The sequence below is a fragment of the Mycobacterium shimoidei genome, assembly GCF_900417275.1.
GTDB lineage: Bacteria > Actinomycetota > Actinomycetes > Mycobacteriales > Mycobacteriaceae > Mycobacterium > Mycobacterium shimoidei.
In genome coordinates this window covers 2,226,081-2,239,682 of sequence record NZ_UEGW01000001.1, presented here as the reverse complement: position 1 = coordinate 2,239,682, position 13,602 = coordinate 2,226,081, and the positions used below count along the sequence as shown (strand labels likewise).

The 13,602-nt window shown below is 67.4% G+C and carries 14 protein-coding genes and 1 pseudogene; 4 read left to right on the top strand and 11 right to left on the bottom strand.

Annotated elements, in window-relative coordinates; all coding sequences use genetic code 11:
- Positions 1–49 precede the first annotated feature (49 nt).
- The gene (coaA, locus tag MSP7336_RS11050; protein WP_069397747.1) at positions 50–988 is read left to right on the top strand and encodes a type I pantothenate kinase; all 939 of its coding nucleotides are present in this window, start codon (positions 50–52) and stop codon (positions 986–988) included.
- A 105-nt stretch (positions 989–1,093) separates the two neighbouring features.
- Here the strand turns inward: coaA and MSP7336_RS11045 are convergent, their stop codons facing one another.
- From MSP7336_RS11045 to MSP7336_RS11035, 3 genes are all read right to left on the bottom strand, one after another.
- Positions 1,094–1,513: a hypothetical protein gene (locus tag MSP7336_RS11045; protein WP_113963698.1), complete on the bottom strand. Its 420-nt coding sequence runs from the start codon at positions 1,511–1,513 to the stop codon at positions 1,094–1,096.
- A 124-nt stretch (positions 1,514–1,637) separates the two neighbouring features.
- Complete coding sequence (locus MSP7336_RS11040; protein WP_113963697.1) at positions 1,638–2,993, bottom strand: hypothetical protein; 1,356 nt, start codon at positions 2,991–2,993, stop codon at positions 1,638–1,640.
- A 10-nt stretch (positions 2,994–3,003) separates the two neighbouring features.
- Positions 3,004–3,792: a (2Z,6E)-farnesyl diphosphate synthase gene (locus MSP7336_RS11035; protein ID WP_113963696.1), complete on the bottom strand. Its 789-nt coding sequence runs from the start codon at positions 3,790–3,792 to the stop codon at positions 3,004–3,006.
- A 123-nt stretch (positions 3,793–3,915) separates the two neighbouring features.
- Between MSP7336_RS11035 and trhA the strand changes: the two genes are divergently transcribed.
- The gene (gene trhA, locus MSP7336_RS11030) at positions 3,916–4,617 is read left to right on the top strand and encodes a PAQR family membrane homeostasis protein TrhA (RefSeq protein WP_232321113.1); all 702 of its coding nucleotides are present in this window, start codon (positions 3,916–3,918) and stop codon (positions 4,615–4,617) included.
- Positions 4,618–4,622: 5 nt separating this feature from the next.
- Here the strand turns inward: trhA and MSP7336_RS11025 are convergent, their stop codons facing one another.
- Genes MSP7336_RS11025 through mca form a run of 4 tightly spaced genes read right to left on the bottom strand, consistent with a single transcriptional unit; the run spans position 4,623 to position 8,149 of the window.
- Positions 4,623–4,994: a nuclear transport factor 2 family protein gene (locus tag MSP7336_RS11025; RefSeq protein WP_069397742.1), complete on the bottom strand. Its 372-nt coding sequence runs from the start codon at positions 4,992–4,994 to the stop codon at positions 4,623–4,625.
- Between the two features lie 11 nt (positions 4,995–5,005).
- Positions 5,006–7,018 (bottom strand): thioredoxin domain-containing protein, encoded by a 2,013-nt coding sequence (locus tag MSP7336_RS11020; protein WP_113963695.1) that lies wholly within the window; start codon positions 7,016–7,018, stop codon positions 5,006–5,008.
- The gene (locus MSP7336_RS11015) at positions 7,005–7,280 is read right to left on the bottom strand and encodes a hypothetical protein (RefSeq protein WP_069397740.1); all 276 of its coding nucleotides are present in this window, start codon (positions 7,278–7,280) and stop codon (positions 7,005–7,007) included. Before MSP7336_RS11015 ends, MSP7336_RS11020 begins: the two co-directional genes overlap by 14 nt.
- Entirely contained in the window at positions 7,277–8,149 is an 873-nt protein-coding gene (mca, locus tag MSP7336_RS11010; protein ID WP_069397739.1) for a mycothiol conjugate amidase Mca, read from the bottom strand. Before mca ends, MSP7336_RS11015 begins: the two co-directional genes overlap by 4 nt.
- Before the next feature lie 84 nt (positions 8,150–8,233).
- Between mca and MSP7336_RS11005 the strand changes: the two genes are divergently transcribed.
- Both MSP7336_RS11005 and greA read left to right on the top strand, forming a co-directional pair.
- On the top strand, positions 8,234–8,659 hold the full coding sequence (locus MSP7336_RS11005) for a DUF4307 domain-containing protein (RefSeq protein ID WP_069397738.1): 426 nt from the start codon (positions 8,234–8,236) through the stop codon (positions 8,657–8,659).
- Positions 8,660–8,880: 221 nt separating this feature from the next.
- Positions 8,881–9,375, top strand: coding sequence for a transcription elongation factor GreA (gene greA / locus MSP7336_RS11000; protein WP_069397737.1), 495 nt, complete (start codon positions 8,881–8,883; stop codon positions 9,373–9,375).
- 10 nt (positions 9,376–9,385) lie between these two features.
- On the opposite strand, the gene MSP7336_RS10995 is transcribed toward greA, so the two are convergent.
- The 4 genes and pseudogenes from MSP7336_RS10995 to MSP7336_RS10980 all read right to left on the bottom strand — a co-directional run bounded on the left by MSP7336_RS10995 (position 9,386) and on the right by MSP7336_RS10980 (position 13,533).
- Complete coding sequence (locus tag MSP7336_RS10995) at positions 9,386–10,534, bottom strand: cystathionine gamma-synthase (protein WP_113963694.1); 1,149 nt, start codon at positions 10,532–10,534, stop codon at positions 9,386–9,388.
- Positions 10,531–11,031: pseudogene (locus tag MSP7336_RS10990) on the bottom strand (RDD family protein); the annotation flags it as partial. The gene MSP7336_RS10995 and the pseudogene MSP7336_RS10990, both read right to left, overlap by 4 nt.
- A 23-nt stretch (positions 11,032–11,054) precedes the next feature.
- Positions 11,055–12,449 carry a cystathionine beta-synthase gene (locus tag MSP7336_RS10985; RefSeq protein WP_069397735.1) on the bottom strand — a complete coding sequence of 465 codons (1,395 nt, stop codon included), beginning with the start codon at positions 12,447–12,449 and terminating at the stop codon, positions 11,055–11,057.
- Between the two features lie 31 nt (positions 12,450–12,480).
- Positions 12,481–13,533, bottom strand: a complete 1,053-nt coding sequence (locus MSP7336_RS10980) for an alpha/beta hydrolase (RefSeq protein ID WP_113963692.1) — start codon at positions 13,531–13,533, stop codon at positions 12,481–12,483.
- Positions 13,534–13,602 lie beyond the last annotated feature (69 nt).

The window sequence follows — 13,602 nt, the reverse complement described above, 5'->3', positions numbered from 1 at the left end:
ATCGGGGTCGCCGAGTGGCGGCGCGGCCGCGGCTGCAAGACTGACACTTATGCCGCGGCCGAGCGAGCCGAGCCCCTATGTGGAGTTCGACCGACGTCAGTGGCGGGCGTTGCGCATGTCGACGCCGCTGTCACTGACCGAAGACGAAGTGGTAGCCCTGCGAGGTTTGGGCGAGCAGGTCGACCTGCTCGAAGTCGAAGAGGTGTACCTGCCGCTGGCCCGTCTGCTGCACCTGCAGGTCGCCGCCCGCCAGCGACTGTTCGCCGCCACCGCCGAATTCCTCGGTGAACCACAACAGAACCCCGACCGGCCGGTGCCGTTCATCATCGGGGTGGCCGGCAGCGTCGCGGTCGGCAAGTCGACCACGGCCCGTCTGCTTCAGGCGCTGCTGGCCCGCTGGGACCACCACCCGCGCGTCGACCTGGTGACCACCGACGGCTTCCTTTACCCGAACGCCGAACTCGAACGGCGAAACCTGATGCACCGCAAGGGCTTCCCGGAAAGCTACGACCGGCGGGCACTGATGCGATTCGTCACCTCGGTGAAGTCGGGTGCGCCCTACGCGTGCGCGCCGGTGTACTCGCACCTGCACTACGACATCGTGCCCGGCGCCAAGCAGGTGGTCCGTCACCCCGACATCCTGATCCTCGAGGGACTCAACGTGCTGCAAACCGGGCCGACGCTCATGGTGTCGGACCTGTTCGATTTCTCGCTGTACGTGGATGCGCGAATCGAGGACATCGAGCAGTGGTACGTGTCGCGATTCCTGGCGATGCGCTCCACCGCATTCGCCAACCCGGAGTCACACTTCCACCACTACGCCGGGCTCAACGATGCGGAGGCCGTCGTCGCCGCGCGCGACATCTGGCGCTCGATCAACCGGCCCAACCTCGTCGAGAACATCCTGCCCACCCGGCCGCGGGCCACCCTGGTGCTGCGCAAAGACGCCGACCATTCCATTAACCGGCTGCGGCTGCGCAAGTTGTGAACTTCCGATCGCCCGAAATCCCTTGCTGCCTTTGGCACAGCGCCGGTGCGGGGCCGCACACCGCAAACCTCCTACGGCGGCGCCCCGCACCGACCCGGAAGGGAGTCACGCCGGTAGTCGGCGCACTCCGAGGTACTGCAGGTAGCCGAACACCGCGGTGTACACGCCGCCGGCCAGGGTGGTGGCGATGCCGGCTGTGCTCAGCGGCAACACGTCGGCGGCCACGACGGCCACGGTCGCCACGGCGAAGGCGAAGTTCGCGATGGCGACACCGATCCCGGTCCGGCGCAGATCGGGCAGCGCGGCGAGACAGAACACCGCCAGGCCGGCGAAGATGAAGAACGCGCCGACGGCGTACTCCTGCAAAGAGGTCAGCCCAGTCAGCGACGAGATCGGGTCGGCGGCCGCGGCGATGAGCAGTCCGCCAAGCCCGGTGAGCGTCGCGTCGACGCGCATCGCGAACCGCAGCATCGAGTCGGTGGAGTCGGTGAAGGGGCCGGTGGGCAATCCGGTTACGGCGGTCATCTGAGAACTCCTTGCGATCGGGGTGATCGAACACCCTCGAGCGTGCCGTTGTGGCGCTGCCAGATCGACGCGTGGCGCTGCCAAGCACTGCCAAGCGCTGGTCACCGTGATCGGAGCCGGCGTTCTAGCTGCTGGAGACGGCCACCCTGCCCCGCAGATCGGCGGCGATGAGCCGGGCCGCGGCGTTTTGCCAGTTATGCAGCGAGCGCTGCGGTACCTCGGTGACGAACCACTGCCAGGCCCGCCGAGCCGTTGGGTCCAGGCCGGCGGCGGTGGCGTTTTGCGCATAAGCGCGCACACCGGCGACGTAGGGGAAGTACAGGGCGTTGTAGTAGCGCCACTCCTCGCTGGTGCCGAAATCGCCGCCATCTTGCGGCTTGAGCCGCTCGATGCGATCGGCCAGCAGCGCCTTGAGTTCGATGGCCCGCTCCAGCGGCTGATCGGGTGCCCCGCGCGCAGCCAGCCGCTCGTCGATAATGGGCAACCCGGTCAGCGGGCTGGCGACCAGCTTGGACAGGTCGCCGTAGTGGCCAAGGGCGCGACGGGTGAGGCGCGTGAACGTCTCGTCGTCGACGTCGTCGAGCGGGTCGGTGGACCGCAGCGGCAGCGCGGATTGCGTGCGCCGCAACGTTTCCAAGTCCGCGCGCAACGCCGGCGAGCGGGAGAACGCCACCCCGTCCAGCATGCCCGCCAGCGGGTCGGCCAGCACCTGCACGGCGATGGCGATCGCCAAGCTGGTGAACAGCAATACGACCAGCGCAGTCTGTTGGCTGGTAACTGCGATGCCGACCAGGACCTGACCGCCGAACAGCACCGCCACCAGGGTGGTGCCCCAAAACGAGCGCATCATGTCGGCGCGCAACGCCTGACCCTCGTCGAAGGCATCCCAGAGGGCCACCGCGATGCCGAGCGCCAGCACGTCGCAACCGGTCGAGGCCAGCGCGAGCCAGCTGGGCAGCAGACCCAGCGGGATGACCAGGATCGCGTTGCTCAGTGCGAAGAACAGCGTCGCGACGATGACCAGCCCGGCGACTGAGACGGGCTGGGCGGGCCGGCGCACCAGGGCGGCGACCATCGCGCCCAGCGTCGACGTCGAGAGCACCGCGAACATCACCAGATGACCGGCCCGCAGCGGGCCGCCGACGCTGCCGGCCATTGCCGCACCCGCCACGGCCAGGGCGGCCACGACGCCTGTCAGCAGCAACTCACCGGTGCGGGCCCGCCAGCGCTCGCAGGGCCGGGACAACTCGAGGAGCACCGCGAACCAGGCCACACCCGGGATGACCACCAGGTAGACCTCGACCTGGCTGAGCAGATCGCTGTGCGCCACCAGCCGTACCGCATCCAAGGCGACCACCGTGGCAAACGCACACAACCCGATGGCCGCCAATACGAGGACCGGCTTGCGCGGGTCACGGACCAGCAGGTACAACCCCAGCCACCAGCTCAGCGCAAAAACCACTGCGGACAGCGCGGCCATCCCTCAAGTGTTACATGCCGTAGCGACGGTGGCGCAGGCTGTAATCGCGCAGCGCGCGCAGGAAGTCGACCCGGCGGAACGCCGGCCAATGCGCCTCGGTGAACCACATCTCCGAATACGCGCTCTGCCACAGCAGAAACCCGGACAACCGCTGCTCCCCCGACGTCCGGATCACCAGGTCGGGGTCGGGCTGTCCGGAGGTGTACAGGTTTTCCGAGATCGCGTCGACGGTGACCGCGTCGACGAGTTCCTCGGCGCTGGCCCCGTTGGCGAGTTCCTTGCTGAGCAGCGCGCGGACCGCGTCGACGATCTCCTGACGTCCGCCGTAGGCGACCGCGACATTGACGTGGAAGCCGGCATCCGATGGGGTTTTCTCCACCGCCTCACGCAGTCGCCGGGCGGGCTCGTCACCGATGAGCTCCAGGTCACCCACCGTGCGCACGCTCCACTTGTTGACCGGGGCGCAGATCTCCTCGACGACGTCGGTGATGATCTCGATCAGCGCGGCAAGTTCGTCGGGATCGCGACGCAGGTTTTCGGTGGAAAGCAAGTAGACCGTGGCCATTTCGATGCCGGCTTCGGCGCACCAGCGCAGCATCTCGGCGATCTTCGCCGCGCCCATCCGGTAGCCATAGCTGACGTCGTCGTAGCCGGCGTCACGCGCCCAACGCCGGTTCCCGTCGCAGAGCACTGCGATATGGCGCGGCAGCGCGGATCTGGACGCGGCCAAGCCCTGCCGCAGCCGCAGCTCGTAGATCCGATACAGCGGTTCCTTGAGCCGTGGCGGAATAATCTCCACGGGGATCCAGACTACTGTGGGAACGAAGCCCCGCCGGGGATCCCCACATAACGCAGGGCGCAAATTTTGGAGAGCGAGTTGAGCCACACCGACGCCGATTCGCGACCTGAGCAGTCCGGACCGCTGCACGTTGTCGAGGACGTAGTCGAGGGTGCCACCGACGTCTTGACCAAGCCGCGCATGCGCGGCTGGATCCACTTCTACGCCGCATGGTTGGCGATCATCTGCGGCGCCACCCTGGTGTCGGTGTCGTGGGCGTTCGAGTCGCCGAGTGCCGGTCTCGCGACATTCATCTATGCGGCCGCCACCGTGGCGATGTTCGCCGTCAGCGCCACCTATCACCGAGTGCAGTGGAAGTCTGACGTCGCCCGGATATCCATGAAGCGGCTCGACCATTCGATGATCTTCGTGTTCATCGCGGGCAGCTACACACCGTTCGCGCGGCTGGCCATGCCGCACAACGTCGGAACGCTGGTGCTGTGGATCGTCTGGGTCGGCGCGGCAGCCGGGATCTTGTTGAAGGTGCTGTGGCCGACCGCGCCCCGCTGGGTGGGTGTGCCGCTCTATCTGGTGTTGGGCTGGGTGGCGGTGTGGTATGCGCCGACGATCATTCACAGTGCCGGGGTGGCCGCGATGGTGCTGTTGGTAGTCGGCGGCGTGTTCTACAGCGTTGGTGGGGTGCTCTACGGTCTACGCTGGCCGGATCCGTGGCCGAACACCTTTGGCTATCACGAGTTTTTCCACGCCTGCACGGCGATCGCGGCAATCTTGCACTACATCGCGATGTGGCTGGCGGTCTTCTATGTCGACCACCCGCAGCTATAGCGACGCTAAAGCGAACTGACGTTCTCTGCCGACCAGTACGCCTTCATGGCGGCGACCTTGCCGTCCTCGTCGAACGCCATCACGTCGATCGGCTCGATGACCATCCCGCCGTCACCGGACTTGACGGTGAGCCGGAACTGAAATGCGGCCTCGTTGCCGGCCACCCGCAACGTGACCAGCTCGCAGTCTTTCTCGGCGTTCTCCACCGCGGAGTAGAAGCCGCGGATGGCCTGCCGACCGATGTGCACCTCGCCGCCGACCGGATCCTCAACGGTGGCGTCGTCGGCGTACAGGGCGGCGATGTCGTCGGCGCTGCCCTTGGCGAGCAAACCGATGTAGCGGTGGACGGTGTCGGCGATCTGTTCAGCAGTCGGCATGAGACGTGAGGCTACCGGGCGAGCGCGGCAGCCAGATCCTCAACGCTGGTAACCGGGAGGTCGCAAACCCGCCCGCGGCACACGTAGGCCGCGTCGGCGCCGCCCACTCGGTCCCGGCCGGCCAGCAAGTGCAGGGAATCCACCTGGCCGCCGACGACGATCGCCCCGCCGGGCGCCAGCCGGCGCGCAGCGGCCAGTAGCGCCGACTCGGACGGTTCGCAGGCGACCGCGATCTGCAGCGGCCCGCGCACGGCGGCTTCGGCGACGGCCAGCCAATGCCCGGCCGAACGCGGGGCGCGGGCCAGCAGCGGCGAGTGGGCCAGCAGTGCGTCGGCCGCCGCCTGCCGATACCGGTCGGCGTGCGGCTCGTCGGCGAGATACCCGGCCAGCAGCAGCGCCTCGGCGACCGACGACGCGCCGGACGGCGTCGCCCCGTCGAGCGGGTCGGCGGGCCGCAGCATCAGCTGCTCGGCGTCGTCGGCGGTGTCGAACCAACGGCCGGGCCGGTCGGGATCAGCGAAATGGTCCAGCGCCGTGTCAAGCAGTGCCGTGGCCGCCGTCAGCCAGCTGTCCTCGGCGGTGAGCTCATGAAGCGTCAGCAGACCGGTGGCCAGCATTGCGTGGTCTTCCAGCAGGGCCGCGTTGTCGCCGACGTGTCCGCCCAGGCTGGCCCGCCGCAGCCGGCCGTCGACGATATGCAGCTCGATCAGCGCCGTCGCGCACCGCCGCGCGGCGTCGAGCAGCTCCGGATCGTCCAGCGCCACACTGGCTTCGGCCAGCGCGGTGATCGCCAGGCCGTTCCAGGCGCTGACAACCTTGTCGTCGCGGTCGGGCTGCACCCGGGTCAACCGTGCGGCCAGCAGCACGGTGCGGACTCGATCGAAGCGATCGGGGTCGTCCGGATCGGCCGGCAGCTGCAACACCGAGGTGCCGTGCTCGAACGTTCCGTCCTCGGTGACACCGAAAACTGAGGCGGCCCAACGTCCGTCGTCGGCTCCGAGGACTTCGGTCAGCTGTGCGGGCGTCCACACATAGGTCGCCCCTTCACGACCCCCGGCGTCGGCGTCCAGCGATGAGGTGAACATGTCGCCGTCAGCGAGATCGTGCAGCAGGAACGCGGCGGTCTGGCCGGCGACCCGGCGCGCCAATTGGTCGCCGGTCCGGCGGGCCCAGTGCGCATAACTGCGCAACAGCAGCGCGTTGTCGTACAGCATCTTCTCGAAATGCGGTACCACCCAGGCGTTGTCGACGCTATAGCGGGCGAAGCCGCCGGCCAGCTGGTCGTAGATGCCACCGCGGGCCATCGCGGTTCCGGTGCGCTGCACAGCCTGCAACGCTCGAGCAGACCCGGTGCGTTCGTAATGCCGCAGTAGCGCCTCCAACAGCGCCGACGGCGGAAACTTCGGTGCTCCACCGAATCCGCCGTGCACGGTGTCCTCGTCGTCGAGCACGGTCGACACCGCGTGGTCGCAAAGCGACGGCTCTACCTCCGGACCGCCGGTCAGGCCCTGCAGAGACTGGGCCATCGACTGCAGCTCGCCCGCGATGTGGTCGGACGCCTGCTCGACCTCCTCGCGGCGATTACGCCAGGTGCTGATGACGGCCGAAAGTAGTTCGAGGAATGCGGCTTTCGGGTAGTAGGTGCCGCAGAAGAACGGTCGCCCGTCCGGGGTGAGGAAGCATGTCATCGGCCACCCGCCTTGCCCGGTGAGCGCAACAGTGGCATTCATGTAGACGGCGTCGATGTCGGGCCGTTCCTCGCGGTCGACCTTGATGCACACGAAGTCGGCGTTCATCGCTGCGGCCACCTGCTCGTCCTCGAACGACTCGTGGGCCATGACGTGGCACCAGTGGCAGGCGGCGTAGCCGACCGACAGCAGGATCGGCACATCGCGCTCGGCGGCCTCGGCCAGCGCCTGCGGCGTCCACTCCTGCCAGTGCACCGGGTTGTCGGCGTGCTGGCGCAGATAGGGGCTGGCGGCGTCGGCGAGTTTGTTTTGCCCGCGATGTTCAGTCGGGTTCACGCGGCGATCCGTCGGTTTCACCGACCGTGCCCTCGTCGGCGGCCTGATCCGGCTCCGGATGCGTCGGGTCGAAAGACTCGGGCACCTTCTTCAGCTGTTTGTTCATCGACCGCACCAGCAGGAACGTCCCCAGCAGCAGCAACACGATGACCAGCAGCCCGAACGGGCTGGCCTTGCCGAAGTCGGGTCCGCTGTTGCGTGGCGCGTCATCGGCCAGCAGGACGAGTGCACTCACTGCACCGGCTGCACCGGCAAGAATCATTCTTCGGCCTCGATTCCGGCGAACAGATCGGTCTCGGGCAGCCGCACCGGCACCCGGGAGCGGGCCAGCTCGAATTCTTCGGTCGGCCACAGCCGCTGCTGCCATTCGATGGGAGCGGCGAAGAAATCGCCTTTGGGGTCGATCTGGGTGGCATGAGCGCGCAGCGCGTCGTCGCGTTGCGAAAAGTACGCCGAGCACTCCACCCGGGTGGTTACCCGGTCGGCGAAAACGTCGTGCTTGGGGTCCCAGTGCGCCAGCCACTTCTCGAACGGGCCCTGCTGGCCGTGTTTGGCGAACTCGTCCTGCAGCAACTGCATTCGCTGCCGCAAAAAGCCGTGGTTGTAGTACAGCTTGGCCACCGACCAGGCTTCGCCGGCGTCCGGGAAGCGGCGGTAGTCGCCGGCCGCCTCGTAGGCGGCGACCGCAACCTGGTGGCAGCGGATGTGGTCGGGATGCGGGTAGCCACCGTTCTCGTCGTAGGTGGTCATCACGTGCGGCCGGAACTCGCGCACGACCCTTACCAGCGCCTCGGTGGCCACCTCGAGCGGGACCCGCGCGAAGCAATCGTCGGGCAGCGGTGGCGGCGGGTCGCCTTTCGGCAGGCCCGAGTCGACGAAGCCCAGCCAAGTGTGTTCGACGCCCAGAATCTCCGCCGCCTTGGCCATCTCGTCGCGGCGGATCTCCGCCAAGCGTCCGTGCACGTCGGGCAGGTCCATGGCGGGATTGAGGATGTCGCCGCGCTCGCCGCCGGTCAACGTCACTACCAGCACGCGATGCCCTTCGTCGGCATAGCGGGCAAGCGTGGCGGCTCCCTTGCTGGACTCGTCGTCCGGATGGGCGTGCACCGCCATCAACCGCAATTCGCTCACGTACTCCCTGTCTCGCCGCACTATCGGCCCCTTAACCTAATAGTTCCATCCTGGTGGCCCGAATCCGAACCGACGTACCAGCCCATGAGCGAAGCGCCCATCCTTCCCCCGGAAAGCCGCTACGGCCGATCCCGGCGGTGGCGGCGCGGCGCTGTCATCGTGTTGGGGTTGCTGGTAGTCGTCGCGGGCGTGATCGTCGCCGTCGTCGGCTACCAGCGGCTGGGCCGCAGCGACGTGGACGGCAGGCTGGCCGCCTACCGGGTGATCGACGACGAGACGGTGTCGGTGACGATCAGCGTCACGCGCGCCGACCCGTCGCGTCCGGTCGACTGCATCGTGCGGGTGCGGGCCAAAGACGGCAGCGAGACGGGCCGGCGCGAAGTGCTGGTCCCCCCGTCGCCGGAATCCACGATCCAGATCACCACGATCGTGAAGTCCAGCCGTCCGCCGGTGATGGGTGACATCTACGGGTGCGGCACCGATGTGCCCGGCTACCTGCGTGCTTCGTGACCCGGTATCGGCGGCGACGACGTCGAACTGCGAAAACATTCTCAAGTGACCTGCCTCAGCGGTGCTAAAATGTCGTGGTGCACGGTTCCAGCTGGGGCCGTGTATTGCTGCTTTAGCGGGTATACGCACGCGTGAGCGGCAGTAACGCGATTAAGCCGCCGGCAGCCGCAATTCAGCGCACGCGAATCCGTAACGGAATACATACAAGGGAGCACGACGAGATGACGGACACTCAGGTGACCTGGTTGACCCAGGAGTCACATGACCGACTGAAGGCTGAGCTCGATCAGTTGATCGCGAACCGTCCGATCATCGCCGCGGAAATCAACGACCGCCGCGAGGAAGGCGACCTGCGCGAGAACGGCGGATACCACGCCGCGCGTGAGGAGCAGGGCCAGCAAGAGGCTCGCATCCGGCAACTGCAGGACTTGCTCAACAACGCGAAGGTCGGTGAGGCTCCGAAGCAGTCCGGGGTTGCGCTTCCCGGCTCGGTGGTCACTGTCTACTACGGCGATGACGAGTCGGACAAGGAGACCTTCTTGATCGCCACCCGCGGGGAGGGCATCAACGACGGGGACCTGGAGGTCTACTCGCCGAACTCGCCGCTCGGCGGTGCGCTGATCGGCGCCAAGGTCGGCGAGTCGCGCAGCTACACCGTTCCCAACGGCAACACCGTCAAGGTGACGTTGGTCAGCGCGGAGCCGTACCAGGGCTAGGCACCCGGCGTTAGTCGGCTAGCGCCTGGTCCAGGTCGGCCAGCAGGTCGGCGATGTCCTCGATGCCCACCGACAGGCGCACCAGGTCGTCGGGAACCTCCAACTGCGAACCGGCGGTCGACGCATGCGTCATCGCAGCGGGATGCTCGATCAGCGACTCCACCCCGCCCAGCGACTCGGCGAGGATGAACACTTCGGTTCGGGCGCAAAGCCTTTCGGCTGCCGAGCGTCCACCACGCATCCGCACCGACACCATGCCACCGAATCCGCGCATCTGCCGGGCAGCGACGGCGTGGCCGGGGTGGCCGGACAGCCCCGGGTACAGGACTGTGCCGACAGCGGGTTGCTCGGCGAGGAAACCGGCGACCGCGGCGGCGTTTTCGCTGTGCCGCTGCATGCGCAACACCAGCGTCTTGAGACCGCGGATGGTCAAGTAGACGTCGAACGGGCCGGGCACGGCCCCGGCCCCGTTCTGCAGGAAACCGAACGCGGCGTCCAATTCCTCGTCGCTGGTGACCAGCGCCCCGCCCACGACGTCGGAGTGGCCGCCGATGTACTTGGTCGTCGAATGGAGTACGACGTCGGCGCCGAGCGTCAGCGGCTGCTGCAACGCGGGGGACGCAAACGTGTTGTCCACCAACACTTTCACGGAGCGCTCGTGGCCGAGTTGGGCGATCGCAGCGATGTCGGCGATCGACAGCAGCGGATTGGTCGGCGTCTCCACCCAGATCAACCGGGTGTGCGGGGTGATCGCGCCCTGCACCGCGTCGAGGTCGGACAGTGCGACCGGGGTATATGCCACACCCCACTCGGTGAAGACCTTGTCGATCAATCGGAATGTGCCGCCGTAGGCGTCGTCGGGAATGACCACGTGGTCGCCCGGACGCAGCATCGCGCGCAGCGCGCAGTCGGCGGCGGCCATGCCGGAGCCGAACGCCCGGCCGAACCTGCCCTCTTCGACCGCGGCCAGCGCCGCTTCCAGCGCGGCGCGAGTGGGGTTGGCCGAGCGGGAGTATTCGAATCCGGCGCGCAACTTACCCACGCCGTCTTGGGCGAATGTGCTGCTGGTGTGGATCGGCGGATTGACCGCACCGGTCGACGGGTCGGTGTGGAAGCCGGCGTGGATGGCCTTGGTGGCAAGCCCGTGCTGTCGCGTCATGAGGGCAGGCACACCGTGGCCATGATCTTGTCGGCCAACGTCTGCCGCTTGGCGTCCCACAGCGGGAAGAGGTACCCGACGTAGAACACCATCGTGTCGACGAGGTGTGCGAGCTGGCGCAGCACCGACATCCCGAAACCGATTGGCTGACCGGTGTTTTCGCTGACGACTTTGAACTTCATCACCGACTTACCGATGCTCGACCCGGTGGTGCCCTGGCGGTAGCCGTAGTTCCAGACCAAGTAGGCCAGCCCCAGCAGGATCGACAGCCAGAAGACCGTCAGCCCCATCGGAGAGAACCCGGTGGCGCACAGCTCGTCAACACCGTAACGGCTGATGTCGGCGACACACGCCTGCCGTTGAGTGCTCACCAGCACGAGCCAGCCGGTACCGACGATGACCAGATACGGGAAGTAGTCGATGAAAAACGCCAGCACGCGGGTGAACCACGAGGTGTAGGCCTGCGTGGGCAAGCCGCGGATCGCCGGCCCGGGCGGCACCAGGCTTGCTCGTCGTCGCGCTACCTACGGCGCGGACCCTCAGACAAGAATCCCAGCAGATCGTGCCGGGTGACCACACCCACCGGTTTGCCTTCCTCGACCACCATCACCGCGTCCCAATCGCGCAGCGTCTTGGCCAGCGCGCTCACCAGCTCGCCGGCGCCGATCATCGGCAACGCGGGACTCATGTGCAGCGCGACCGCATCGGCCAGGTTGGCGCGGCCTTCGAAGACGGCCGAGAGCAGTTCGCGTTCCGACACGCTACCGGCCACTTCGCCGGCCATCACCGGCGGCTCGGCACCGACGACGGGCATCTGCGACACCCCGTACTCGCGCAAGATGCCGATGGCGTCGCGCACGGTCTCCGACGGGTGGGTGTGCACCAGGTCGGGCAGCTTTCCGGATTTGCCCCGCAGCACGTCCCCGACGGTGGGTTGTTCCAGCGAGCCGTCGAGCGGGGTGCGCAAGAACCCGTACGACGACATCCATGCGTCGTTGAAGATCTTCGACATATAGCCGCGGCCGCCGTCGGGCAGCAACACGACCACCAGCGCGTCCGGCCCGGCCGCCTTGGCCACCTTCAGCGCGGCCACCACCGCCATCCCGCAGGATCCGCCGACCAACATCGCCTCCTCGCGGGCCAGTCGCCTGGTCATGTCGAACGAGTCGGCGTCGGAGACCGCGATGATCTCGTCGGGGACGGAACGGTCGTAGGCGGCCGGCCAGAAATCCTCGCCGACCCCCTCGACCAGGTAGGGGCGGCCGGTCCCACCGGAGTAGACCGATCCTTCCGGGTCGGCGCCGATGACGCGCACTCGGCCGTCGGAGACCTCTTTGAGATAGCGTCCGGCGCCGGTGATCGTTCCGCCGGTACCGATGCCGGCGACGAAATGGGTGACCTGGCCGTCGGTGTCGGCCCAAATCTCCGGGCCGGTGGTCTCGTAGTGGCTGGCCGGACCCTCTGGATTCGAGTACTGGTCGGGCTTCCAGGCGCCCTCGATCTCCTCGACCAGCCGATCGGAGACGCTGTAGTAGCTGTCCGGGTGCTCGGGCGGCACCGCTGTCGGGCACACCACCACCTCGGCGCCGTAGGCGCGCAACACATTTTGCTTGTCCTCGCTGACCTTGTCCGGGCAGACGAAGATGCACTTGTAACCGCGTGGCTGGGCGACCAGGGCCAGCCCGACGCCGGTGTTACCCGAGGTGGGTTCGATGATGGTGCCGCCCGGCTTCAGCTGACCGCTGGCCTCCGCGGCGTCGATCATCTTCGCGGCGATGCGGTCCTTGCTGCTCAGTCCGGGGTTGAAATATTCGACCTTGGCGACGACGCGGCCGGCGCCCGCCGGCACCACCGAGTTCAGCTGAACCAGCGGGGTATTGCCGATGAGTTCACTGATGTGCCGCGCGATCCGCATACCTTCATAGTCTCAGGTGCGCAAGTGACCGTTAGCCGGTGGCCTCGCGGATGTATTCGCCGATCTGCCGCAATGAGCGTGTCGCCTCCGGCACCACCGGCGCCGCGAGCTGGAAATCGTGAATTTGACCGGGCCACACCCGGACCTCGGCGGGCACGCCGGCGGCCGCCAGGCGGCGCGACGCCAGCCGGGCGTCGTGCAGCAGCACCTCGGAGCCCGACACGTGAATCAGTGTGCGCGGCAAGCCCGCTGCGACATGGTCGAGCGGCTCGTAGATCGCCTCCGGCTTGCCGTCGACGATGTTCTTGGCAGCGGCACGGGCGACCAGCGCGGCCAGGGCGTCGAACGCCTTGGACGGGAACATCGCGTCGATCCTGACGTTGGGATGGGCCTGCTTGGGACCCTTGGCCAGTTGCAGCAGCGGCGAGATAGCCACCAGCGCCGCCGGCTCCTCGTTCTCATCCTGCAGCCGCTGCGCCAGCGCGAGCGCCAGGTAACCTCCCGCGGAGTCGCCGGCCAGCACGATCTGCTCGGGGGAGTATCCGCGCAGCCGCAGCCAGCGGTAGGCGTCCATACAGTCGTCCAAGGCCATGCCCACCGAGTGCTTGGGGATCAGCCGGTAGTTCACCACCAGCACGGGCGAGTCGGCGTAGTGCGACAGGGCGTTGACCAGCCTGCTGTGGGAATTCGCTCCACACGTCAAAAAAGCGCCGCCGTGCAGATAGAGCACTATGCGGCGCCTGCCATCGGCGGGTAACACCCCGGGAGCGCGCACCAACTGTGCTGTCGCGTTCGGTAGGCCCACCGTCGCACGCACGGTGCCGGGGGTGGGCAGCAGCGCGCGGGAAACGAAGTCGATCAGACCCCACGGCCAGGGCAGATGCGGAAGATAGCTGCCGATTGCCAGCGTCGGGCGGATCGTCAAGTGGCTTGCCAGGGACAGCAACCTGCCGGGGATGCTGGGCCCGCTTTCGACAACCTCGACCGGGGCACCGTCGCTGAACGGAAGCTTGCGCGCCGGCGACGTGTTGCGAGCGCGCAGCAAAGTATGTGATGGATCGGGAACCTTGGTCGCTGCGGTCATGCTCAACTCCTACGCCGTTGTAGCCAGTCGACGAAGTAGCAGAGCATCGGGTTCAACTCTTGCCTCTTG